The organism is Devosia sp., assembly GCF_028290435.1.
In the GTDB taxonomy this organism is placed as follows: domain Bacteria; phylum Pseudomonadota; class Alphaproteobacteria; order Rhizobiales; family Devosiaceae; genus Devosia.
In genome coordinates, this window is record NZ_JAQGJV010000038.1 from 12678 (window position 1) to 35011 (window position 22334).

Consider the following 22334-nt stretch of genomic DNA (forward strand, 5'->3'; position numbering starts at 1 on the left):
AGAGAGACGCGGCATGGGCCGCGTCTCGAGGCATCGGCGGGGAGGAGAACCCGATGCTTATTTGACCGCTTCGTCGCCGAGCGTCTGCTTGACATAGTCGACCAGGATGGCCTGGGCGCCGGCAGCGGCGGTTTCCTTGCGCAGCAGGGCTTCGGTGGCACGAGCCACGCCTTCGGACACGGCGGACATGCCGGTTGCCTGCTTGAGATAGGTGCCGTGGTTGGCGGCAGCCTGGATCGGAACCAGTTCCGTCAGGGCCTGGAAGCGTGGGTCGGCCTGCACGGCATTGCTGGACGGAATATTGCCGATACGGGCAGCCGTTTCGATCTGGTTATCAACCGAGCCGGTTTCGAGCAGGGCCTTCTTGGCCAGTTCGAGATTGGCGGATTTGGCATTGACGGCCCAGGGCGCACCCAGACCCGCCAGCACGAATTCGCCGCTTTCCTGGCCCGGATCAGCCCAGGTGCCCACGACCGTGGTCACATTGGGGATGGGGTTCTTGCTCTCGCGGCCCCAATCGAAAATGTAGCACCAGGAGCCGCAAGTGGTCGCAGCCAGCTCGCCCTTGGGGAACATTTCATACTTGGGGATCACCCAGGGCTCAGGCCCGAGCAGCGGATCGACCGGCATCAGGTCGTTGTCGATCAAGTCCTTGTAGAACTGGAAGACATCGAGGACCCCTTTGCCGCTCAGGTCGAACTTGCCGTCGTCGGTGACGATCTGGGGGGTCGAAGAGCCGATGATCAGGTGCGAGAAGCCTTCGGCGAAAGCGCCGCCGCCCCAGCTGGTGCCTGCCGGGAACAGCAGACCGTAAGCGCCGGTCTTGGCCTTGATTTCCTTGGCGCGGTCGAGCAGGTCCGCCCAGCTCTTGGGTTGTTCGGTGGAGATGCCGGCCTTTTCGAGCAGGTCGCGGCGGAAATAGATCTGCTGGATGCCCAGGATATAGGGCATCACATAGGTCTCGCCATCGGGGCTGACGGCAAGCTGCTTGGCCACATCCACGAAGTCCTTGTAGCCGGGCCAGGCCGCAAGCTCGGCACCAACCGGTGCGAGATAGCCGGCAGCGACCATGTCGGCCACGTCGGAAGCGCCGGGGATCGAGAACAGGTCCGGCGCATTGCCGGCGGCCAGCTCGGTCAACAGCTTGGTCATGTAGTCCTTGTCGGGCGCCGGATATTCGACGATCTCGACGGTGACGCCGAGTTCCTTCTCCATGCGCTCGGCAGTGGGGGTAAAGGCATCGATGCCTGCCTGGCCATGCAGCGCGACGCGCAAGGTCTCGGCGTTGGCTGTGCCGGCAAGCAAGCTCATGGCAATGGCCGCAAGGCCACCTGCGATCAATCTATTCATCTTTCCTCCCTGTGCAGCCCGTTTTGCTGCTGGCGTCTGTCTGACACTCTAACAATGTACACGCTTACATTTTCACGGCAAGCGAAAATCGAACGTCTCTTCCATTTTGTATCTAGTTCGCATTTTTCGGTCATTTTGCCGTTTACGAGGCTTTGTCGGGTGATGTACACGTGTCCGCAAACGGGAGGATTGACGACATGGTTTTGCGTTTGGGTGTCATCGGGGCGGGCCTCAAGGCGGCCGATTATGCGCGCGGCTGGGCCGCGATGAGCGATGTCGAGATCGTCGCCACGGCGGAGGTGAGTATCCTGTCGCGTCAACGCTTTGGCGATGTCGTCGAGGCCGCAGGCTCGCCCCGCCCCATCGAATATCCCGATGCCGAGGCGATGCTCAAAGCCCAGGCCGGCAAGATGGACGCGGTCTATGTGTCTACCCCTCACGTGTTCCACGGCGCCAATGCGCTGGCGGTGATCGAAGCCGGCTATGACCTGCTGCTGGAAAAGCCGATGGTCACCACTGTCGAGGAAGCGCTGGCGCTGGTGGAAGCCGAAAAACGCACCGGCAAGACCGTGGTCATCGCCTTCCAGGGTGGGCTCTCCCCCCTCGTGCACGACACCAAGGATCGCGCCCGCCGCGGCGATTTCGGCGATCTGGTCAGCGTCAATGCCTCGATCTGGGAAGGCTGGGCCAAGAATTATGCCGGCCAGTGGAAGCAGAATCCGGCCATTTCCGGCGGCGGCTTCATGTTCGATACCGGCGCCCACATGATGAACACCGTCTGCGTGCTCGCCGACAGCGAGTTCGAGCGGCTGAGCGCCTTCACCAACAATCGCGGCCTCAAGGTTGATCTTGTCTGCGCTGTTGCGGCACGCCTGAGCAATGGCGCGCTCGTCACCTTCAACGCCGCCGGCGATGGCCCTCCCGGCTGCGAGTCCGCCATCACCTTCTTTTACACCAAAGCCATCATCCGCATCGATGCCTGGGGCAAGTGGCGCGAAGTCACCGTCGAGGGCGTGGCAGAACCACGCGAGGAAAGCGAAATCCGCGACACGCCGATGCACACCTTCCAGGCCGTACGTGACGGCCGCATGGCCAATCCATCCACCGTCGCCAATGGCTTGCGCTTCGCCCGGCTGTGGGACGCCATCAAGGCATCCGCCGCTCGCGACGGCGAGCCAATTGCGATAGAAACTGGCGCGGCCTGATCCGGGGGCCGTTAGGGAACGCTTATGATTCGCCGCAAGGGCCTGACATCGGTCGAACTGGCCAAGCTTGCCGGCGTCTCATCCGCGACGATTTCCCGCGCTTTCTCCAATGATCCAGCCATCAAGCCCGAAACCCGCGAGCGCGTCCTGGCGCTCGCCGCCGAACATGGCTTCCGTCCCAATGCCATGGCCCGCTCGCTCAACAACAGCCGCTCGCGGCTGGTGGCGCTGGTCGTTAACACCGTCGCCAATCCGGCCGAGGCGGAGGGGCTGGACCTGCTGATCCACCGCCTGCAGGAGCGCGAGCTGATGCCGCTGCTGCTGTGCTGCGCCAATCACGAGGACCGCGGCCACTTGATGCGCATCGCCTCCACCTATCAGGTCGATCACGTGGTGCTCTATTCCGACGCGGTTTCGGTCGATGACGCTCTCGACATTTTCCGCTCGGCGACGCTGATCGTCGCGTCATCCGAGCCGCTGGAGGGTCGCGACCTATTCGACGTCCGGCTCGACGCTTCCGCAGCCACGGCGCAAATCGTCGATCATCTGGTGGGCCAGGGCCGCCGGCATTTCGTCTACCTATCAGGCCGCGCCTCCAGCCATATCGACAAGCAGCGCATGCGCTGGTTCGCCGATGCCCTGGAACGGCATGGCATGGCCTTCGAAATCGTCGAGCACGGCGATTACTCCTATGAGTCAGGCTATAAGGAAGCCGTGCTGCTGTTGCGCCGGCTGCGCCCGGACGTGCTGGTGTGCGCCAACGACTTGATGGCCATCGGCGCCCAGGATGCCGCCACCCTGCTCGGCCTCAAGATCGGGGCCGACCTGGCAATTGTGGGTCATGACGGCGTGTCGCTCTCCAACTGGGATTCCCACTCGATCACCACCGTCATGCCGCCGCATGGGGTGATCAGCGACGCGTTGATCGAACTCATCGAGCGCCCCCCGACCGCCCCGCCCGAACAACACGTCGTCAATTGCATAGTTCGTTGGCGTCAGAGTACCGGACCGGCGCCCAGGTAACCGCTCTTGGGCGCATGGACGACCCAATCGTCATCAGCGGCTTTCCAGGCCCGCCAAGTCGCCATTCAGGTCTTTCGAAGACCGGCGACAACGAAGCCCGCCAAGGCCTCGACATAGTGCCGATCCGCCCGTTCGCGCGTGATGATCATGCGCCAATACAGCATGCCGCCTGCGGCATCGTTGAAGAGGTCGGCATCCGCATCGGCCGGGAGTTCGCCCCGCGCGATTGCCCGTTCCAGGATCGATGCTGCACGCTGGCGGCGCTCGATCTGCACGCGGCTCCTGACGCCGCCCGCCAATGCCGGATTGCGCTGCATTTCGGCATGCAAATCCGGCAGGATACGGCGCACCAGCCGATGCCGCAGGACGCGGCGGAGCTGATAGAGCATCGCCGCGACGTCGCCCTCGAGCGTGCCGGTATCGACAATGGGCGCCAGTTCGATGCCGACGTCTTCCAGCCGCTCGGCGACCATGGCGAGCTTGGAAGGCCAGCGTCGATAGAGGGCGGCTTTACCCACTCCAGCCCGCTGCGCAACCCGCTCGAGGCTGATCCCCACATAGCCGTAATCAGCCCATTCCTCGAACAGCGCCCGCGTCAGGGCGTCGGTGACGGCGGGCTGCATGATCGCCGCCCCGCTGGGCGCCCGCCGCGGTCTCTGCCCAGTTATTTCGTCGGAACGCTTGCGTATCATCCAAACGGCTCTATATGAGGACGGAACACAATCGTTCCATCCATAGGGGTTATCCGATGAACACCACTACAAGTCCAGACACCATGGCGAACTTCGCCGGTCTGCTCCGAACCGCTCTTGGCGATAGTCTCGCCCGCGACGCGACGACATTCCTGTCGATGATGGCCGAGGACGGCGTCGTCGAATTTCCATACCTCACGGCCGGCCCTGCCCCGCGGCTCGAGGGGCGCGCCGCCCTGAGCGCGCATCTGGCGAGCCTTGAAGGCATGATCGAGATCGACGGGTTCCACGATCTGGTGGTGCACAAAAGCCTCGAGCCCGGTGTCTTCATCCTCGAATTCACCTGTATCGGCCGCGGCGCCAAGACGCGCCTGCCCTACAATCAGCGCTATATTTCGGTCATCACCGTCAAGGACGGCCATATCGTGCGCTACCTCGATTACTGGAATCCATTGATCCTGCAGCAAGCCATGGGTGAAGCCGCTCACGCCACCCGGGAAGGCCAGCAATCATGAGCTTGATCCTCGTCACCGGCGGCAGCGGCAAGACCGGGCGCAGGGTTGCCGCACGGTTGGCCGAACGCGGCATTGCTTACCGCGTCGCCTCGCGCTCGGCGACCGGGCCGTCGACGGTCCACTTCGACTGGTCACTGCCCCAAACCCACGATGCCACTCTTGAAAGCGTGGTCGCGATCTATCTCGTGGCGCCGACCGGCGTGATGGAGCCGTTGCCCGTCATGCAGCCCTTCCTCGAACGTGCCTTGGATAAGGGCGTCACCCGCTTTGTGCTGCTCAGCGCCTCTTCGCTGGAGGAGAACGGCCCGGTGATGGGCGCGGTGCATGGCTGGCTTCGCCAGAACGTACCGTCATGGGTCGTGCTGCGCCCCACCTGGTTCATGCAGAATTTCTCCGAGCAGCAACACCGTCCGACCATCCTGGCCGAGGACGCGATTTATTCGGCCACCCAGGATGGCCGCGTTGGCTTTATCGATGCCGAGGACATTGCCGCCGTCGCCATCGAAGCGCTGACCGATTCTGAGTTTGCCAATGGCGACTTGATCCTGACCGGCCCCGCCACTTTGTCCTATGACGAGGTCGCCCGGCTTATCGCCAGGGCCGTGGGCCGCGATATCCGCCATCGTCGGCTGACGGCAAGCGACCTGACGGATTGGTTTGTCAGGGGCGGCGTGCCGGCGGCCTTCGCCCCCACCCTGGCCGCGATGGATACCGCGATTTCCCTCGGCGCCGAGAACAGGACGACCCAGCATGTCTTTGACAGCACCGGCCGCGATCCAGGCTCGTTCGAAGACTTCGTGATTCGGAATGCCGCGGCGTGGAAGCAAGCGTAGATACCGCCTCAAGTCCCGTTGCGGCTCCCCGCCATAGCCCGTTCCCAGTAGGGTGGCGTGCCGAAACTTTTGCGCAAGTGGGACACGAACAGCTTGACCTTGGCGGTATGGGATCGGCCCGGCATGTGGATCGCATGCACCGACCCGGTCAGCCTGGCCGGCTGGGCTGCGTGGGGCAAAACCTCCACCAGCCGGCCGGCAACGATATCCTCGCTCACCAGCCAGGAGGCCAGGTGCACGATGCCCAGCCCCGCAATTGCGGCCTGCATCAGCGCACCGGTGTCGTCCGAACGGAACGGCCCGCGCACAGCCAGCGCCTGCTCGCGATTGACCCCCGCAAAGGTCCACCACCCTGTGGGATTGCGCAGCGAAGCCACGCTCAGGCATGGATGATCGAGCAGGTCTGCGACCTGTTCCAGGCGCCCTGCCCGCGCCAGATAATCCGGGCTGGCGCAAAGCAGGCGACGGACTGGCGCGATCGCGGTAGCCACCAGATCGCTATCGGGCAACACGCCGAGCCGGATCGCCACGTCGACACGGCGCTCGGACAGGTCGATAATCTCGTCGCCAGTGTGCAGCTCCACCTCTAGCGACGGATATTGCGCCAGGAAGCTGATCACCGCCGGCGTCAGGTGTTGCCGTCCGAACATGGCCGGCGCGGTTACGCTCAACACCCCACGCGGCTCGCCTTCGAGCGCAGCCAGCCCATCTCGAGCCTCTGCCATTTCCGCCAGAATGTGCTGCGCCCGCGGCAAGAACTGCTGTCCCGCATCGGTCAGGGTCAGACGCCGGGAACTGCGATTGAAGAGCCTGGCTTGCAGCTCCGCCTCCAGCAACTCGACGCGGCGCGTGATCGACGAGACGGCGACGCCCTGCGCTTTGGCGACCCTGGAAAAGCTGCCCGCTTCGGCCACGGCCACAAACGCCACCAGAGTTTCCAGCACAGACTTTCCTTTGCGTTTTTCGCAAAATGCTTTTGCCTTTTAGATGATTGTTCCAAGACACGCAAATAACGAGATTGCCGGACATGTGGAGCCGCCCCATTGGTGGTTCCAGGAGACCTGAACCATGACCACCCAATTGACCCGCCTTTCTCTCGCGGCACTGCTCGCCAGCCTCACCCTCACCGCGATCCCGAGCTTTGCCGCCTCCCCGCTACAGACGACGTCCGCGCCCGGCTACTATCGCATCATGATCGGCGCCTACGAGGTGACCGCGCTTTCCGATGGCACGGTTGATCTCCCCGTCGATCAACTGCTGACCAATATCACCCCCGAAGCGGTCAAAGCCGAGCTGGCCGCATCCTTCGAGACCGCCCCGCTCGAAACCTCCGACAATGCATTCCTGATCAATACCGGCGACAAGTTGATTCTGGTCGATACCGGTGCCGGCTCCCTGTTCGGGCCGACGCTGGGAAAACTACTGGCCAATCTGGAGGCGTCCGGCTATCGGCCCGACCAGATCGACGAGGTGCTGGTCACCCATATGCATCCCGATCACATCGGCGGCCTCGCGGCGGATGGCAAAGCCGTCTTCCCCAATGCAATCGTCCACGCCGCCAAGGCGGATGCCGATTACTGGCTGAGCCAGGCCAATCTGGATGCCGCTCCCGATGCGCAGAAAGGCTTCTTCCAGGGCGCCATCGCTTCGTTCCAGCCCTACGTGGACACCAGGCGGTTGGAAACTTTCGATGCCCCCACCGAATTTGCGCCGGGCGTGCATTCGGTCGCCCTGCCCGGCCACACCGCCGGCCATAGCGGCTTTCTGGTCGAGAGCGAAGGACAGAGCCTGCTGATCTGGGGCGACGTGGTCCACGTCGAAGCCATCCAGTTTGCTCATCCCGGGGTCACCATCGCCTTCGATAGCGACGCCAGCCAGGCGGCGTCCGAGCGAGGCAAGGAATTCGCCGATGTCGCCGCGCACGGCTCCCTAATCGCCGGCGCCCACCTGCCCTTCCCCGGCCTCGGTCACGTCCGCAGGCAGGGCGGCGCATACCAGTGGGTCCCGGCCAACTATTCGGTCATGCGCTGACCGCCGCACAATCCATGGCCGCCAGATCCCCGCATTTTCCAAAGGATTTATCATGCTGAAATTCTATTATCACCCCACGCCGAACTCGATGAAAGTCGCTCTGCTGCTCGAAGAGCTTGGCCTGCCCTACGAGGCGATCTCGGTCGATATCTTCAAGGGCGAACAGCACGATCCCGCTTTCCGTCAGATCAATCCCAACCGCAAAGTACCGGCGATCGTGGATGACGGCATCACGGTCTTCGACTCCCACGCCATCCTGCTCTATCTGGGGCAAAAGCATGGCCGGTTTATTCCCGACGAGGTGGCCACGAATGCCGCCATGCTGTCCTGGCTGCAGTTCGTCGCCACCGGCCTCTCGCCTTTCTCGGGCCAGGCGATCCACTTCCTGCATTATGCGCCCGAAGCGCTTCCCTATGCGCAAAACCGCTACGTCAAGGAAGTCGAACGGCACTATCAGGTTTTGGACGACCACCTGTCGCGGTCAGCGTTTCTGGCGGGCGCGGAATACTCGATCGCCGACATGGCGCTGTGGGGTTGGGCCAATTCGGCCGGCTTCATCCTCGGTGACAAAGGACTGACCGACTATCCCAGCCTCAAGGGTTTCGTCGATCGTATCGCCGCGCGCCCGGCCATGGCGGGAGTCATCGCCCTGCGCACCAAACATCAGTTCAAAGCCGACCTCGACGCGGAATCGCGCAAGGCCATGTTCCCGCAGAACGAGGTCACCGTGGCTTGAGCGGAAAGGGGTAAGACCGGGTGTTTCGACACCCGGTCCGGACGAGAGCTGCCAGGTTCAGCTGGCCCTTCACTGCAAAAGCCCCGCGGCTTCAAGAACCCAGCTGCGAGGCGATCAGGGCGTCGCAAAGTTCACGCACGGCGCCTTGCCCGCCCGGTGTTGCCGTAACGAATGTGCACACCGCTTTGACAGCGGCGACGCCGGCCGGCACCGTTACCGGCACGCCGACGGCCTCGAGCAAGGTCAGGTCGTTGATGTCGTCGGCGATGTGGCAAACCTGGTGCATGCCGATGCCCAGCTCCGCGGCGATCGCCTGCACCGGCGTCAACTTGTCTTCGACGCCAACCCGACAGTAATCGATGCCGAGCACGCGGGCGCGCTCGATAATGATGGGCGTAAGGCTCTGGCTGATGAAGCAGGTCTTGATGCCATGGTGCATGGCCAGCTTCAATCCAGTGCCGTCGAGAACGTGGAAGCGCACCAGCGCATGCCCGCTGGCATCATAATAGAGGCTGCCATCGGTGAGCACGCCATCGATGTCGCAGCAGAGCAGCTTGATCCCGGCCAGCTCCGGGCCGGCGATTAGCGGCTGGGGCGTCAAGCCAGGATCCGCGCGAGCAATGCGGCCTGCTCTGGGTCATCTCGAATATGCTCAAGCACGATGTCGGCCTCGTGCGGCTCGTTGACCGAGGGCAGGCTTTCCTCGACCGGCACGGAGAGCAGCGAATGGCCGGCTTCCACGATGCGCATCTGCTCGATGGATTCATAACGCTCGACCAGCGAGGGGGGAGCCGCGGCGATATCGAGTAGGAAGTCACGGCGATAGGCGATGATGCCCAGCACCTTGCGGATATAGCGCTGCTGGTCCTCAAAAGCCGCGGTCGAGGGTGACCGACGGAACCCGTAGATCACTCTTCCCTCCGCATTGATCGCATATTTGACGAAGGAATGGCGGTCCAGTTCCTCGGGCTCGCTGATCGGCGCCGTGGCGTTCCAGGCGTCGTTTTCAGGATTGGCGTTGATGGCAGCGATCATCGCCTCGACATGGCGCGGCAGCAGCAGCGGCTCGTCGCCTTGCAACAGCAGGACATGGGTGCAATCGAGCGACGCCACGGCTTCGGCGACGCGCGTCGTGCCGTTGCGATGGGTATCGGCGGTCATGATCACATCGCCGCCGCCAGCCCTTACGGCGTCGGCAATCTCGACATCGCAGGTGGCTACGGCAACGCTGTGCAGGCCTTGGGCCAACAGTGCCCGGCGCCGCACATGTTCGATCATCGGCATGCCGGCGAACGGAAACAGGATTTTGTTCGGGAAGCGAACCGAGGCCAGGTGCGACGGAATAACGGCAACGATCTTGGTCACTTGGGTCACCCTGGCAGCACGCCACTGTCGACGTTGATGCACTGCCCGGAAATGGCACGAGCCGCGTCCGAAGCGAGGAACAGCGCCATGTCCGCGACGTCTTTGCCCTCGGGCAGAAAACCCAGCGCCGCGTCGCGCGCGGCGAACCCGGCCAGGAACGCCTCGGGATCGCCCTTGGCCGGCGAGCCTTCGACGGCCAGCGCTTCCATCAGGCCGGGCGTCCGCACCAGCACAGGGCACAACGCATTGACCCGAATGCCGCGTGGTCCCAACTCCTTGGCGAGAGCCTGGGTCATGCCATTCATGCCGAACTTGGTGGCGACATACATCGAGTTGTTGGCCGTGCCGCGCTTGCCGGCCAGGCTCGAGATATTGATGATCACCCCGCCCTTACGCAGCCCTTCGGACGCAATCTTGCAACCGAAGAACGCGCCCTTCAGGTTCACGGCCATCATGTCGTCGAAGAACTCGCCGTCGATCTCACCGATCGGCCGCCAGGCCGAAAAACCCGCATTGTTGATGTAGACATCGAGCTGGCCGGTCCACTCCATCGCCGCATCGAGCAGCCGACGATGGTCAGCCTCGTTCTGCACATCGCAGGGCACGAAGCGGATATTGTCCGGATCGAGTTCGGAAATACCGCTGTCGTTTCGCGCGCCCACCACGACCTTGTAGCCGGCCGCCCCAAAGCCCTCGGTGAGCGAGCGGCCAATGCCCTTGCTGCCGCCGGTAATGATGACTGTTTTGGACATGAGGGACCTAAATCGTCATGGCGGAATAGCCGCCATCGACCGCGATCTCGGCCCCCGTCACAAAGCCCGACGCATCCGAAGCCAGCCAGATCAGCGCGCCGATCAGCTCGGCGACTTCGCCATAGCGCTTCATCGGCGTATGCCCCAGGATCGCCGCTTCCCGCTCGGGGGTGATGAAGTTCTTGCGGTTCCAGTCGGTGGGGAAAAAGCCCGGCCGAATGGCATTGACGCGAACGCCCTGCAGCGCCCACTCACGGCCCAGATTCTGCGTCAGGTTCTTGATGCCGGCCTTGGCGACCGAATAGGGAAACGCCTTGGACAGCGGCGGACCGGCCGAGGCCGAGGAGATATTGATGATCGAGCCGCGGCCATTGCCGACCATGTGCTCGCCAATCACCTGGCAGCCCAGGAAGGTGCTGGTGATCTGGGAATCCATCACCGCATTCCACTCGGACAGCTCCATCTGGAAGAACGGCGTCGAGCTGTTGATCCCGGCGCCATTGACGAAAATGTCGAGCGGTCCAAATGCCGCAACGGCCTGATCCAGCGCCGCCTTGAAGCTGTCCTTCTTAGTCGCGTCAAGCTCGACGCCGACCGCCTGTCCGCCCGCATCCTTGATCTGCTGGGCCACGGCCTCGGCCTTTTCCAGCCGCAAATCCATGACCACGACCTTGGCGCCGGCCTTGCCCAGGCCACGGGCCATCTCGCCGCACAAATGCCCGCCACCGCCGGTGACCCCGGCAACGCGGCCCTCAATGCCGAACAGGTCAGACGTGAACTGATTCATGGCTCAGGCCTTCCGGAACTGATTAACGACTGCACCGGTCTGGCGCGCCCAATTGGTCAGCACGAACAGGTCCGAACCCAGGATGACGTATGTGTAGCCCTGGGCGAAGGCGTCTTCGACGGCCTCGGGCGTGACATTGGCGATCTGCGTGCAGACACTCTTGCCGGCGCGCGCGCAGGCCTCGACCACCTTGCGCGCGGCCTCGCGGACCAGCGGATGGTTGGTCTGGCCGGGTACGCCGAGCGAGCCGGAAATGTCGTAGGGACCCACCATGACGCCGTCGACTTCGTCGAAGGCCAGCAGCGAGTCGATGTTCTCGACGCCCTTGATCGACTCCACCTGCAGGATCAGCGAGGAGCTGTCGTTCCAATCGGTGATGTAGGCGTCAAAATCGAAGCCATAGCCATGGGCGCGATTGACGCCGTAGCTGCGCCGCCCATTGGGGGGAAACTTGGTGATGTTGATAAGATTGCGGACTTCCTCGGCGGTTTCAACCATCTGGATGATCATGCCGTCCGCGCCCGCTTCGAGCAGCGGCTTGACGATGTCGTTATTGTGCGACACCGGCCGCGGCAGGCAGGTCACGCCTTCGGCATGGCACGAGGTGATGATCTGTCGGGCCTCGGCCAGCGAAATCGTGGTGTGTTCCATGTCGATGGCGATGAAATCGAAACCCGCCTTCGCGAAGGTCTCGGTAATACCCGGATCGGGATAGGACACCCAGCCGCCGAACACGCGCTCACGATTGCGCAGCTTGCTCTTGAGAGCTTTGCGCCGCTCCAAGGCCAATTGATACGACATGGAAATATCCTGTGACCGAGATGGTTAAGATGGGTGTGCCTAGCAATTTGACCCGGGCCGTACAAGTCGCAATTGGTGGCGCGGCAGCGTCAAGGCGACGCCCCTTCGATGGGTAACGTTACCCGTCCTGCTGGCTGACCAACAGCTTCACAATGGGATGAAGATGCAGCAGGCCCACCAGCTTGCCGCCATCGTCGACCACCGGCAAATCCCAGACCTGCTTTTCTTCCATCAGGTTGACGGCATCCAGCAAGGCAACGTCGGGCCCCACCGTCGTCGGATGGGGGATGGCATGCTCGATGACGTCATCGCCGAAGAAAGCCGAAAACGGCTTCTGCATCTTCAGCAACTGGCGGCGAATATCGCCATCGGTGACGATGCCGCGCAGAATGCCATCGGCGTCCACCACGCAGACGATGCCGAGGCGGCTGCGCCCCATGGCCTCCAGAGCGGTCTTGAAGAAGGCATTCGGCGCCAGAACCGGACAGTGGTCCAGTGGCAAGGCAACGTCCTTGACGAAAAGATTGCGCGGGGCGTCCTGCATCGTCTGCTCCTGTTCTGACCTTGGGTTCGTCTGCGAGGTTTCAGCCGTTCGGATGGACCTTGTCCTCGCCCAATTCGGCGAGAATGTCCAAGCGCGCCTGATGCATGATCTTGGCCTGGCGCAGCACGTTTTCGAGATACTTTATGTCGAGCACGGTATTGGCGTCCGACAGGGCATTGTCGGGATCGTCATGGGTTTCCATGAACAGCGCATTGATACCGCAGGCTACCGCCGCGCGAACCAGGTAGGGAATGAACTCGCGCTGGCCGCCCGAAATGTCGCCCATGGAGGTCGGCATCTGGATGGAATGGGTCGCATCGAAGCACACCGGATATCCGGTACGCGCCATGATGGGGAAGCTGGTCATGTCATTGACCAGCATATTGTAGCCGAGGAACGTGCCGCGATCGGCCAGCATGATGTCGTGGCAGCCGAAGGATTCCAGCTTACGCACCGAATTCTTCATGTTCCACGGGCTCATGAACTGGCCCTTCTTGATATGCACCGGACGACCCGTCAGCGCGGCGGCGCGCAGGATCGAGGTCTGCCGGCACAGATAGGCCGGGATTTGCACCAGATCACACACTTCGCCGGTGGCGGGGCCCCAGGACGGATCGGAGAAATCGGACACTACGGGGACGCCGAATTCCTTGCGGACGTCGGACAGGATGGTCAGGCCTTCGTCCATGCCCAGGCCATGAAAGCTATCGGGGGACGAGCGGCAATCCTTGTCGTAACAGGACTTGTAGATCCACGGCACGCCGACGCGCTGGGTGATTTCGGCGATGGCTTCCGCCATCTTGAACGCATGGTCGCGGCTTTCGATGGCACAGGGCCCGCCGAGAAAAGCGAGCGGAAGGCCGGGGCCAATCTGCACCTTGGTCACATCTCCGTAGCCCACGGTGATGGTTTTCATGTCCAAAACGGCTCTCCTATATGCCGCGGTACTCCACGGCAGGCGAAAAAATCCAGATATCTTGAGAGGAGTCGGCATCGACCCGCAGGATTGGGCTTATCGCCCATCAAGCCGAGTTCTTCAACATTTCCTTGCGCCCTCTTCATTGCGCGATAGGCGCATGGGGCGACCTAGATGGCGCGATTGGCTTCGCCTTCAAAATTGTCGAGCATCCTTTTCAACAGGCCGATGGCGGTTTCGATCTCGGCGTCGGTCATGCCGGCGACCGCCACGTCGTTCCCTTCCTCCATGTGGCGATTGATCTGCGGCAGCGCGTCGATGGCTTTTGGCGTGAGGCCGACGAGGCTGCTCCGCCCGTCATCGGGATCCTTGCGGCGAACCACGAACCCGTCTCGCTCCAGCCGGCCAAGGAGCTGTGCCATGCTGGACTGCTCGACCCTCAGACGCTCGGTCAGTTGCTTCTGCGTCATCTCGCCGGCCGCGCTCAGCAGGTTGAGCACCGGGTAGCCGGCGATACCGGTGCCCAGCGGCTGGATTCGCGCCTCGGCGTATCGCCCCATCACGCGAGCCAGCCGCATGACCAGATGCCCCGGGCGGGTGTTCAGGGTCCACTTGCGCGATTGAGTCACTTGCATAATATCCTATATATCTGTATAGGACCCTATATACCATGGAGCTGGTTGAAAGTCACCTGGCCCGGAAAGGATTATTTGCATGATCACCATCATAGGCGCCGGCGTCGCCGGTCCGCTCCTCGCCTACATGCTCGGCAAGAACGGCGTTGCAGTCACCGTGCTGGAAGCCGATGGATCGCTCGATGAACGCCACCAGGGTGGCATGCTCAATCTCAACGAGGGAACCGGCAAGCCTGCTCTCGAGGCCGCCGGGCTCTACGAGCAGGCCATGCGGCTTGTCCTGCAGGGCGGTGACGCCATGCTGCTGCGCGACCGGACCGGCAAGGTGCTTTTCCAGGACGCCGGCAATGGCTTGCGGCCGGAAATTGACCGGGGCGCTCTGCGTCGTCTGGTCGTCGAGGCCCTGCCAGAGGGCGTCATCCGATGGAACAGCAAGGTCAAGTCGATCGACCGCACCGATAATGGCTTTGAGATCGCCCTCATAGATGGCTCCGTCTTGACGGCCGATGCCGTCGTTGGCGCCGACGGCGCCTGGTCGCGGGTGCGGCCGCTGCTGACGGCACAGCAGCCGCTCTACACCGGCACGACCTTCGTCGAACTGCGCTATCTCGATGCCGACAGCAATTATCCCGAGGCCAAGAGGATCGTCGGCGATGGCCTGATGTTCGCGCTCTCCCATGGTCGAGGCCTGCTCGCCCATCGCGAACCCGACAATGAGCTTTGTTTCTATGCCGCCCTGAACCTGCCCGAAGACATGGTGCGCCGGCAATTCACCAATGCCGAACTGGTGGAATTCTTCCCCGATTGGGCCGGCGACTATCGCGCTGTGCTGTCCAGGAGTGACGGCGCTCCGATTACGCGCCCGATCTATGCACTGCCCACGGGCGAGTTCTGGCCCCATGCTCATGACGCAACCCTCATTGGTGACGCAGCGCATGTGATGTCGCCGTTTGCCGGGGAAGGCGTGAACCTTGCCATGGCCGACGCGGCGGACCTCGCCGCAGCCATTCTCGCCCACCCGCACGATATTGACCTGGCCTTCTCGCGCTACGAAGCAACGATGGCCGCGCGCACCGTCCGCTTCCAGGAAGAATCTGCGGCCAACCTGACCCTGGCCTTTGCCGAGGATGCGCCTGCCGGCTTCCTCGCATTCTTTGAGAGCCTCGGCGAACCCGAGGGAGAAGGTCAGCGCTAGTCAAGATCGCGCTTGCCCTCGACGCCGGCCGCCATCGGGAACCACGTCGTGATTATTCAGCGATGTCAATGATCTCGAGCCCCACCGCCCGAGGACTCGACGGGCACGGGCTGGCGGGTGTCTCCATTTCGAGCCTAAGCAGTAGTACGGCTACCCGCGGAAAAATGCACACTTGGCGATCACGGCTTGTTAAGCCTGCTTTCATGATGCTGTGGGGCTTAACGAGTTATGAAAGCACCAAGTCCAGAATGGACGTAAAAGGAGACCCTCCCATGCCCGCTTTGCGTTCCCTCACCACCATCGTGTTTGCCATCCTCGCCGCCTTTGCCACCCCTGTCCTGGCGCAGGACGTGCCGGCCGTGACCATTACGGGCGCGTCCGGCTCCGTTACGTTCGATCGCACCCAGCTTGAGGCCATGGGCTTGGTCTCGATCAAGACCAAGACGCCCTGGAACGAAGGCGTGGTGGATTTCGAGGGTGTTCCCCTGGCGCTGCTGCTCGAAAAGGCCAATGCCAAGGGCGACACCACCACCGTCACCGCGCTCAACGATTACAGCGTCGATATCCCTACCGCCGATTTCGCTGAATTCGGCGCCATCCTGGCGGTCAAGCGCAACGGCGCCTATATGCCGGTCGACGACCAGGGTCCGTTTTTCGTGATCTATCCGTTCGACAGCAATCCGACCCTGCAGGGCCAGCCCTATTACGGTCGCGCCGTCTGGCAGGTCAAGGAACTCACCGTCCAGTAGGCCGCGATCGGCGGCCGCCCCAACCACGGAATGAACTCTTCCACCTTGCGCGTCCTACGCATAGCACTGACCGTCGTGATCCTGGGCTTCATCGCCTCGGCCATCTATATCTCCGCCCTGGTTTTCCAGCGCCAGGCGGCGCTCGAAGGGGTGGGCCTGGGCAATGTCACCTGGATCGTGGCTCAGGCTCCCAGCGAGTTTGCCCGCCTCGAACAGCGCGTCAGCGCCTTCGGCCTTGAGGGCGGCCAGTCCAACGCCGCCGAGGTCAAGCTGCGCTTCGATATCGTCGGCAACCGGCTCAAGACGCTGCGGACCCGGGATATCGAGGCCTTTTCGCTCTCCGATCCGCGCATCGGCCAGATCCTGAACGACCTTGAACAGGCCCTTAATGACACGAGGCCCCTGCTCGACGATCTTGCCGAGCCCGGCACGCCTGCGCGCATCCTGACTATCCTCGAGCCGATCTATCCCAAGCTGGCGCGCCTTTCCACCGATGCCAATGTGTGGAACGTGGCGCGCATCGCGGCGGACCGGGAAGCTCTGTTCGGCCTGCAATGGGCTTTTACCTGGGTCGCCATCGGCATGATCGCCTGCGGCTCCGCGCTGGCAGGCCTGCTGCTGCTGCACAATAACCTTCTAGGTCGCGCGCAGGAGGTGCTGAAGCAGAAGGAGCAGAGCCTGGCCCTGCAGAATGCCCGGTTCGACACCGCCCTCGATGCCATGTCGCTGGGTCTGGTCCTGCTGGACACGCAATACCGCATCATTGTCTGCAATCCCCGCTTCCTCGCCATTTTCGGACTGGACAAGGCCCTTGCCGCGCCCGGAACCCCCATTGCCGACCTGATCGCGCCCGAGCTGCTGTCCGATGCCGTCCATGAGTTCACCCGCGCCGACGACGACGAAGACGACATCGCCGTGCTCAACGAGCGCGCCCACCACCTGCCCAACGGCATGGTGCTGCTGATCACGCGCGATTCCATGGCCGAGGGCGGTTGGGTTTGCACCTTCGAGGACGTCACCGAACGCCACCGCGCGCAAAACCGCGTCGTTCACATGGCCCACCACGACGCCCTGACCGGGATGCCCAACCGGCTCTTGTTCTGGGAAAGCATCACCCAAGCGGTGCGCGGCCTGGGGCAACGGGCGCAGCCCTTTGCGGTCCTCTTTCTCGATCTCGATCGGTTCAAGGAGGTCAACGATACGCTGGGCCATCCGGTGGGCGATGCCCTGTTGCGCCAGGTCGCCGAGCGCCTGCGGCACACCTTGTCCCCCCGCGATATCGTCGCGCGGCTGGGTGGCGATGAATTTGCCGTGCTGCACTATTGTGGTGATACGTCTCTCGACAGCACCCTGGAGCTGTCGGAGCGCCTGATCGATACGGTCGGGCGGCCCTATCACATCGAGGACCACGAGATTGTCGTCAGCACCAGCATCGGCATTGCCGTAGCCCCGGCCGACGGCAGCGATTCCGACCAGTTGATGAAGAACGCCGACCTGGCGCTCTATTCGGCCAAGGCTGATGGCACGGGCACGTCTCGCTTCTTTACCGCGCGCATGGAGCAGGTGCTGCGCAGCCGTCACCTGCTCGAGGCCGACCTGCGCAGCGGCATCAGGCTGGGCCAGTTCGAGCTTTTTTACCAACCCCTGATCAGCCTCAAGACCCGGCGGATCGTCTCCGGCGAAGCGCTGATGCGCTGGCGCCATCCCGAGCACGGCCTCATCTCGCCGGCGGACTTCATCCCGCTTGCCGAGGAGACCGGGGTTATCGACCTGCTGGGCGAATGGGCGCTACTTCAGGCATGCCGGGACGCCCTGGCTTGGCCTGAACATATCCGGGTTTCGGTCAACCTGTCGCCCGTCCAGTTCCGCAAGGCGGGGCTCTTCGATATGGTCAAGGCCGCGCTGGCCGATAGCGGGATCGCGCCGCAACGGCTCGAGCTGGAAATCACCGAATCCGTCTTGCTGCGCAACAATGCCGCCAATCTTGAAGCGCTGCGCCGCTTGCGTGCCTTAGGCCTGACCATCGCGCTCGATGACTTCGGCACCGGCTATTCGTCGCTGAGCTATCTGCAGCGCTTCCCCTTCGACAAGCTCAAGATCGACCAGAGTTTCGTGCGCGACCTCGAAAACCGGCCCGATAGCCTGGCTATCGTGCAGTCCATCGCCACGCTTGGCCGCAACCTGAAAATGCAGACCACGGCCGAAGGCGTCGAGACCCAGGCACAGCTGGACATCATCACCGAGGCCGGCTGCTCGGAAGCCCAGGGCTACTTCTTCAGCCGCCCGACACCCGAAACCGAATTCCGTGCCCTGCTGACCCAGCAGGACCTTGAGAGCGGACCGCTCCGCTCTCACAAGTGGTGAACTGACGCCGGGCTCTAGCGATCGAAGAAGCCCGCATCCTCTTCCTTGAGATACTTCTTGGCGCCTTCGGCATCGATATCGAGGCCTAGTCCGGGCGCCTCAAGCAGATCGACCATCGAGTTCTTGACCACCTGCTTGGGCAGGCCGATGACGATGTCGTTCCACCACGGGTCCGAGGCGCTGGGATATTCGAAGGCGATATAGTTCGCCGGCAGCGTGGCGCAGACATTGATCAGCGCGCCCATGCCCAGCAGCCCATTGGCGGTGCCGTGCGGCGCCATCATGATCGAGTGCATATAGGCGTGCTCGGCGACCCATTTCAGCTCGGCAATGCCACCGATATCCGCGGGATCGGGACCGATGACGCGCACCGCCTGCGTTTCGATCAGTTCCTTGAAGTTGTGGCGCAGGTAGATCTGCTCGCCGGTATGAATCGGCGTCGTGGTCGACAGCGTCAGCTCGCGATAGGCCTGCGGATTGACCCAAGGCACATAGTCGCCGGTCAGCATGTCCTCGAGCCACATCAGGTTGTGTTTCTCCACCGCATTGGCAAAGCGGATGGCATCGGGCAGGAACCAGCCCGGGCCGCAATCGAGCGCCAGCGAAACCTTGTCGCCCAGCACTTCCTTCATGGCGGTGACGCAATCGAGCATGTGGTTGAAGCCGTGCTCGGAAATTTGTCCCTGATCCATGGCGCCGTGATAGCCGGCCTTGGTCTGACGCGGGCCATAATGGAAGTCGTCAATGCTGTCCTTCATGTTGGAATGAAAGCTAATGCCCTGCTTGACCATGAAGAAGTTCTGCGGCTGCTCCATCATCCATTTGACGTCGGCGGCATAATCTTCGGGCCGGTCGCCGGTGCGCTTCTGCCGGATCGAGCCATTATAGACCCGCACCTGATCGCGCACCTTGCCGCCGAGGAGCTTGTAGACCGGCACATTGGCGGCCTTGCCGGCGATGTCCCACAACGCGTGCTCGATCGCCGAGACCGCCGCGCCATAGGGCTTGAAGCTGCCGCGCTGGCGGATTTTGAGCATGACCCGCTCGACATCGGTCGGGTCTTCCCCGATCAAGGCCTCGCGGAAATGCAGCACCCACGGCTTGAGATAGCTCTTGGTGTATTCCACCTCGCCCAAGCCATAAATGCCCTCATCGGTGACGATGCGCACGATGGGGTGCCGGCCGATGACGGCGCAGCGCAGATCGGTAATCTTCATGATTTCCTCTTATTTGACCGACGAAAAGGCGGTCGGCGCCAGCAGTTGATTGGTGACATTGGCGACGATCTGGCCGTCGCGCTCGGATTCGTCGCGGGCCTTGAGCCACGCCGGATCGGTGATGAAAGCCGTCCATTTCTTTTCGCGTTCAGCCAGCGATTCCCAAGCCAGGAAATAGGTGAGGCGCTGGTTGCTTTCGCCCACCACCGTGGTGAAGAACCCGGCCTGGCGAATGCCATGCCGGTCCCAAATCGCCAGCGTATGCTCGGTAAAGCGCTTGAGCAGCGCCGGCAACCGGCCGGGCAGGCAGTCGTAGATACGCAGTTCGTAGATCATGTTGACGCGTTCTTTTCTTCTCGTATTGCCTGTTGATGACCCCAGCGGCGCCACCTCCACCGAAGCGGCACCTCCCCCTTGACGGGGGAGGATGGGAGGGGGTGTTCGGAGCCCCGATGTTGATCGGGGCTAACCATCCCCCCACCCTTGATCCCTCCCCGCGAGGGGGAGGGTGACGACTGATGGCTTCGCGCCTAGCTCCAGGTACGGTCCCAGGAATATTCATCATCCCACTGATCGGTCGGCAACCAGATGCCTTTGACACCGTCCTGTAGGTGCTGGCTGATGACCTCGTCGACCACGTCATCGATGCCGAGACCCGGCTTGTCCGTCACCTCGATGAAGCCGTTCTTGACCAGCGGCTTGGGCAGGCCGGTGACGATATCGTCCCACCAGTCCACGTCGGCCGAGTGATATTCCAGCGCCATGAAGTTCTCGGTCGCGACCGCCACATGAGCCGCCGCCATCGCCGCAATCGGGCTTTCGGCCATATGGATGGCCATGGCGATGCCATGCTCCTGCGCCGCGTCGCCGATCTTCTTGGTCTCGAGGATACCGCCCGAGGTCAGCAAATCCGGATGGATGACCGAGATGCCGGATTTCAGCAGCGGCTCGAACCCCTCCTTGAGGTAAATATCCTCGCCGGTGCAGATCGGCACAGAGGTCGCTTCCTGAAGCTGGCGATACTGGTCGGTATACTGCCACGGCACCACGTCCTCGAGCCAGGCCGGCACATATTTCTCGATCCGCTTGGCCAGCCGAATGCCGTTCTGTAGCGAGATATGGCCGACATGATCGATGGCCAGCGGGATATCCATGCCGATCACGTCGCGGACCTCGGCAATGTACTGCTCCAGCAGATCGAGCCCCTTGTCGGTGAAGTGCAGCCCGCTGAACGGATGGCGGACATTGTGGGTGTCGTAGACCGCATTGCGGGCGCGCCGGTCCTCTGCCGTCTTGGCCGAGCCGCGGCTGGGATGAATCTTGTAGCCTTCGAGCGTGCCGGCCGGGGCAACGACGGCGCCCGGAACGTCAGCGATCTGCATCAGGCCGAGGTCCATCTTGAGGAAGGTGAAGCCGCGATCCATGCGCTCCTTGAGGCGCTTGCCGGTCTCGGTGCCGCTCGGCTTTTCGGCATCGGTGTCGCAATAGATGCGCACCTTGTCGCGGAATTTGCCGCCCAGCATCTGGTAGATCGGCACCCCATAGGCCTTGCCGACGAGGTCCCACAGCGCAATCTCGATTGCCGATACGCCACCGCCCTGCCGACCATGGCCGCCGAACTGCTTGATGCGGCGGAACAGGCGGTCGACATCGCAGGGATTTTCACCCAGCAGCCGGCTCTTGAGCATCAGCGCATAAGTGGCGCTGGCGCCGTCGCGCACTTCGCCCAGGCCCACAATGCCCTGGTTGGTATAAATCTTGATGAGCGCGGAGGTGAACGGCGCGCCGACAATCTCGGCGACCCTGAGGTCGGTGATCCGCAGGTCGCTCGGGCTCGAGCTCATGCGGATATTGTTCTGGATCGTCTCGGCGTGTCCCAATGGGGTGGTCATCAAATTCCTCCTCAGAAAAATGCTATGCCGGGCGCTTGCGAGGCCCGTTTCTTTTGGCGACGCCCATCTGTTCGATGATGTGACGTCCCGATCCTTCGACATGGCGCGCCACGATCGCGGCGGCACCCTCGGCATCCTGCCGCCTGATGCAGGCGATCAGTTCGCGATGCTCGCTCAACACCGCCACGCGGCGGCTCAGCGAAGTGGGAAAACGCCGGCTGATGGCGCGCAAAATCTCGCGATGCTTCCACCACAGGTCGGCGGCATGGCGATTGTAGTGGCGATCGTAGATCAACTGGTGGAACCGCGTATCGAGCTGGCCGTGACGCTGCGGATCGGAAAAATTGAGCGCCTCGATCTCGGCCTGCGCAGCCTCGAGTTCGGCGATATCGGCATCGGTGACGATCGACACGAACCAGCGCGTCAGCGCCGGCTCGATCAAGACCTCGATCTCGATGATGTCGCGCACGAAGGCTTCGTCGATGGCCACGACGCGCGCCCCGCGATTGGCTTCCATCACCACGAATCCCTCGCCGCGCAACTGCTGCAGCGCCTCGCGGACGGGGTTGGTGGAGGTGCCGTAGGAGGCAGCGAGATCGGCGACCTTGAGGCGCGCATTGGGTTCCAGCCGGCCCGAAATGATGTCTTCGCGGATCGCCTCATAGACCTTGCCCGGCTGGTCGAGAGCCGGTTCGGGCGCTGTGAGGATGACATCGTTCTCGCTCATAATGC

24 protein-coding genes are annotated in these 22334 nt (G+C 62.7%); 9 read left to right on the forward strand and 15 right to left on the reverse strand.

What is annotated here, in order from left to right:
* Positions 1 to 57: 57 nt before the first annotated feature.
* Entirely contained in the window at positions 58 to 1350 is a 1293-nt protein-coding gene (locus tag JWP26_RS09935; protein ID WP_299726581.1) for an extracellular solute-binding protein, read from the reverse strand.
* A gap of 197 nt (positions 1351 to 1547) precedes the next feature.
* Here JWP26_RS09935 and JWP26_RS09940 point away from each other — a divergent pair, with 197 nt between their 5' ends.
* Together JWP26_RS09940 and JWP26_RS09945 are read left to right on the forward strand one after the other, a co-directional pair.
* On the forward strand, positions 1548 to 2555 hold the full coding sequence (locus JWP26_RS09940) for a Gfo/Idh/MocA family oxidoreductase (RefSeq protein ID WP_299726584.1): 1008 nt from the start codon (positions 1548 to 1550) through the stop codon (positions 2553 to 2555).
* 24 nt (positions 2556 to 2579) lie between these two features.
* Positions 2580 to 3578 (forward strand): LacI family DNA-binding transcriptional regulator, encoded by a 999-nt coding sequence (locus tag JWP26_RS09945; RefSeq protein ID WP_299726588.1) that lies wholly within the window; start codon positions 2580 to 2582, stop codon positions 3576 to 3578.
* 65 nt (positions 3579 to 3643) lie between these two features.
* Here JWP26_RS09945 and JWP26_RS09950 read toward each other — a convergent pair whose 3' ends face one another.
* Positions 3644 to 4201, reverse strand: coding sequence for a TetR/AcrR family transcriptional regulator (locus JWP26_RS09950; protein ID WP_299726591.1), 558 nt, complete (start codon positions 4199 to 4201; stop codon positions 3644 to 3646).
* A gap of 125 nt (positions 4202 to 4326) precedes the next feature.
* Between JWP26_RS09950 and JWP26_RS09955 the strand changes: the two genes are divergently transcribed.
* The gene (locus JWP26_RS09955) at positions 4327 to 4785 is read left to right on the forward strand and encodes a nuclear transport factor 2 family protein (RefSeq protein WP_299726594.1); all 459 of its coding nucleotides are present in this window, start codon (positions 4327 to 4329) and stop codon (positions 4783 to 4785) included.
* Complete coding sequence (locus JWP26_RS09960; protein WP_299726597.1) at positions 4782 to 5618, forward strand: ergot alkaloid biosynthesis protein; 837 nt, start codon at positions 4782 to 4784, stop codon at positions 5616 to 5618. The genes JWP26_RS09955 and JWP26_RS09960 overlap by 4 nt, the downstream gene beginning before the upstream one ends.
* Positions 5619 to 5626: 8 nt before the next feature.
* Here JWP26_RS09960 and JWP26_RS09965 read toward each other — a convergent pair whose 3' ends face one another.
* Positions 5627 to 6562 carry a LysR family transcriptional regulator gene (locus tag JWP26_RS09965; RefSeq protein ID WP_299726600.1) on the reverse strand — a complete coding sequence of 312 codons (936 nt, stop codon included), beginning with the start codon at positions 6560 to 6562 and terminating at the stop codon, positions 5627 to 5629.
* Positions 6563 to 6686: 124 nt separating this feature from the next.
* Here JWP26_RS09965 and JWP26_RS09970 point away from each other — a divergent pair, with 124 nt between their 5' ends.
* Positions 6687 to 7649, forward strand: a complete 963-nt coding sequence (locus JWP26_RS09970) for an MBL fold metallo-hydrolase (protein WP_299726603.1) — start codon at positions 6687 to 6689, stop codon at positions 7647 to 7649.
* 52 nt (positions 7650 to 7701) lie between these two features.
* Complete coding sequence (locus JWP26_RS09975) at positions 7702 to 8385, forward strand: glutathione S-transferase N-terminal domain-containing protein (protein ID WP_299726606.1); 684 nt, start codon at positions 7702 to 7704, stop codon at positions 8383 to 8385.
* Positions 8386 to 8476: 91 nt separating this feature from the next.
* On the opposite strand, the gene JWP26_RS09980 is transcribed toward JWP26_RS09975, so the two are convergent.
* From JWP26_RS09980 to JWP26_RS10015, 8 genes are all read right to left on the reverse strand, one after another.
* A complete protein-coding gene (locus JWP26_RS09980) occupies positions 8477 to 8986 on the reverse strand; it encodes an HAD family hydrolase (protein ID WP_299726609.1) in 510 nt (169 codons plus the stop codon).
* Positions 8983 to 9750, reverse strand: coding sequence for an NTP transferase domain-containing protein (locus JWP26_RS09985; protein ID WP_299726612.1), 768 nt, complete (start codon positions 9748 to 9750; stop codon positions 8983 to 8985). The genes JWP26_RS09980 and JWP26_RS09985 overlap by 4 nt, the downstream gene beginning before the upstream one ends.
* A 5-nt stretch (positions 9751 to 9755) precedes the next feature.
* Positions 9756 to 10502: an SDR family NAD(P)-dependent oxidoreductase gene (locus tag JWP26_RS09990; protein ID WP_299726615.1), complete on the reverse strand. Its 747-nt coding sequence runs from the start codon at positions 10500 to 10502 to the stop codon at positions 9756 to 9758.
* A gap of 7 nt (positions 10503 to 10509) precedes the next feature.
* Positions 10510 to 11289, reverse strand: coding sequence for an SDR family oxidoreductase (locus JWP26_RS09995; RefSeq protein ID WP_299726618.1), 780 nt, complete (start codon positions 11287 to 11289; stop codon positions 10510 to 10512).
* A gap of 3 nt (positions 11290 to 11292) precedes the next feature.
* Positions 11293 to 12090, reverse strand: a complete 798-nt coding sequence (locus tag JWP26_RS10000; protein ID WP_299726621.1) for an aldolase/citrate lyase family protein — start codon at positions 12088 to 12090, stop codon at positions 11293 to 11295.
* Between the two features lie 118 nt (positions 12091 to 12208).
* Positions 12209 to 12634, reverse strand: a complete 426-nt coding sequence (locus JWP26_RS10005) for a CBS domain-containing protein (RefSeq protein WP_299726624.1) — start codon at positions 12632 to 12634, stop codon at positions 12209 to 12211.
* Positions 12635 to 12674: 40 nt separating this feature from the next.
* On the reverse strand, positions 12675 to 13550 hold the full coding sequence (gene kdsA / locus JWP26_RS10010) for a 3-deoxy-8-phosphooctulonate synthase (protein WP_299726627.1): 876 nt from the start codon (positions 13548 to 13550) through the stop codon (positions 12675 to 12677).
* Positions 13551 to 13720: 170 nt separating this feature from the next.
* A complete protein-coding gene (locus JWP26_RS10015; RefSeq protein WP_299726630.1) occupies positions 13721 to 14179 on the reverse strand; it encodes a MarR family winged helix-turn-helix transcriptional regulator in 459 nt (152 codons plus the stop codon).
* A gap of 85 nt (positions 14180 to 14264) precedes the next feature.
* Here JWP26_RS10015 and JWP26_RS10020 point away from each other — a divergent pair, with 85 nt between their 5' ends.
* The 3 genes from JWP26_RS10020 to JWP26_RS10030 all read left to right on the forward strand — a co-directional run bounded on the left by JWP26_RS10020 (position 14265) and on the right by JWP26_RS10030 (position 18493).
* Entirely contained in the window at positions 14265 to 15380 is a 1116-nt protein-coding gene (locus tag JWP26_RS10020) for an NAD(P)/FAD-dependent oxidoreductase (protein WP_299726633.1), read from the forward strand.
* A gap of 272 nt (positions 15381 to 15652) precedes the next feature.
* Positions 15653 to 16129: a molybdopterin-dependent oxidoreductase gene (locus JWP26_RS10025; RefSeq protein WP_299726636.1), complete on the forward strand. Its 477-nt coding sequence runs from the start codon at positions 15653 to 15655 to the stop codon at positions 16127 to 16129.
* A 30-nt stretch (positions 16130 to 16159) separates the two neighbouring features.
* Positions 16160 to 18493 (forward strand): EAL domain-containing protein, encoded by a 2334-nt coding sequence (locus JWP26_RS10030; protein WP_299726639.1) that lies wholly within the window; start codon positions 16160 to 16162, stop codon positions 18491 to 18493.
* A 14-nt stretch (positions 18494 to 18507) separates the two neighbouring features.
* Here JWP26_RS10030 and JWP26_RS10035 read toward each other — a convergent pair whose 3' ends face one another.
* The 4 genes from JWP26_RS10035 to JWP26_RS10050 all read right to left on the reverse strand — a co-directional run bounded on the left by JWP26_RS10035 (position 18508) and on the right by JWP26_RS10050 (position 22329).
* A complete protein-coding gene (locus JWP26_RS10035) occupies positions 18508 to 19710 on the reverse strand; it encodes a mandelate racemase/muconate lactonizing enzyme family protein (RefSeq protein ID WP_299726642.1) in 1203 nt (400 codons plus the stop codon).
* A 9-nt stretch (positions 19711 to 19719) separates the two neighbouring features.
* Positions 19720 to 20046 (reverse strand): NIPSNAP family protein, encoded by a 327-nt coding sequence (locus JWP26_RS10040; protein ID WP_299726645.1) that lies wholly within the window; start codon positions 20044 to 20046, stop codon positions 19720 to 19722.
* 194 nt (positions 20047 to 20240) lie between these two features.
* Positions 20241 to 21602 carry a mandelate racemase/muconate lactonizing enzyme family protein gene (locus tag JWP26_RS10045; protein WP_299726648.1) on the reverse strand — a complete coding sequence of 454 codons (1362 nt, stop codon included), beginning with the start codon at positions 21600 to 21602 and terminating at the stop codon, positions 20241 to 20243.
* Positions 21603 to 21624: 22 nt separating this feature from the next.
* The gene (locus tag JWP26_RS10050; protein ID WP_299726650.1) at positions 21625 to 22329 is read right to left on the reverse strand and encodes a GntR family transcriptional regulator; all 705 of its coding nucleotides are present in this window, start codon (positions 22327 to 22329) and stop codon (positions 21625 to 21627) included.
* Positions 22330 to 22334 lie beyond the last annotated feature (5 nt).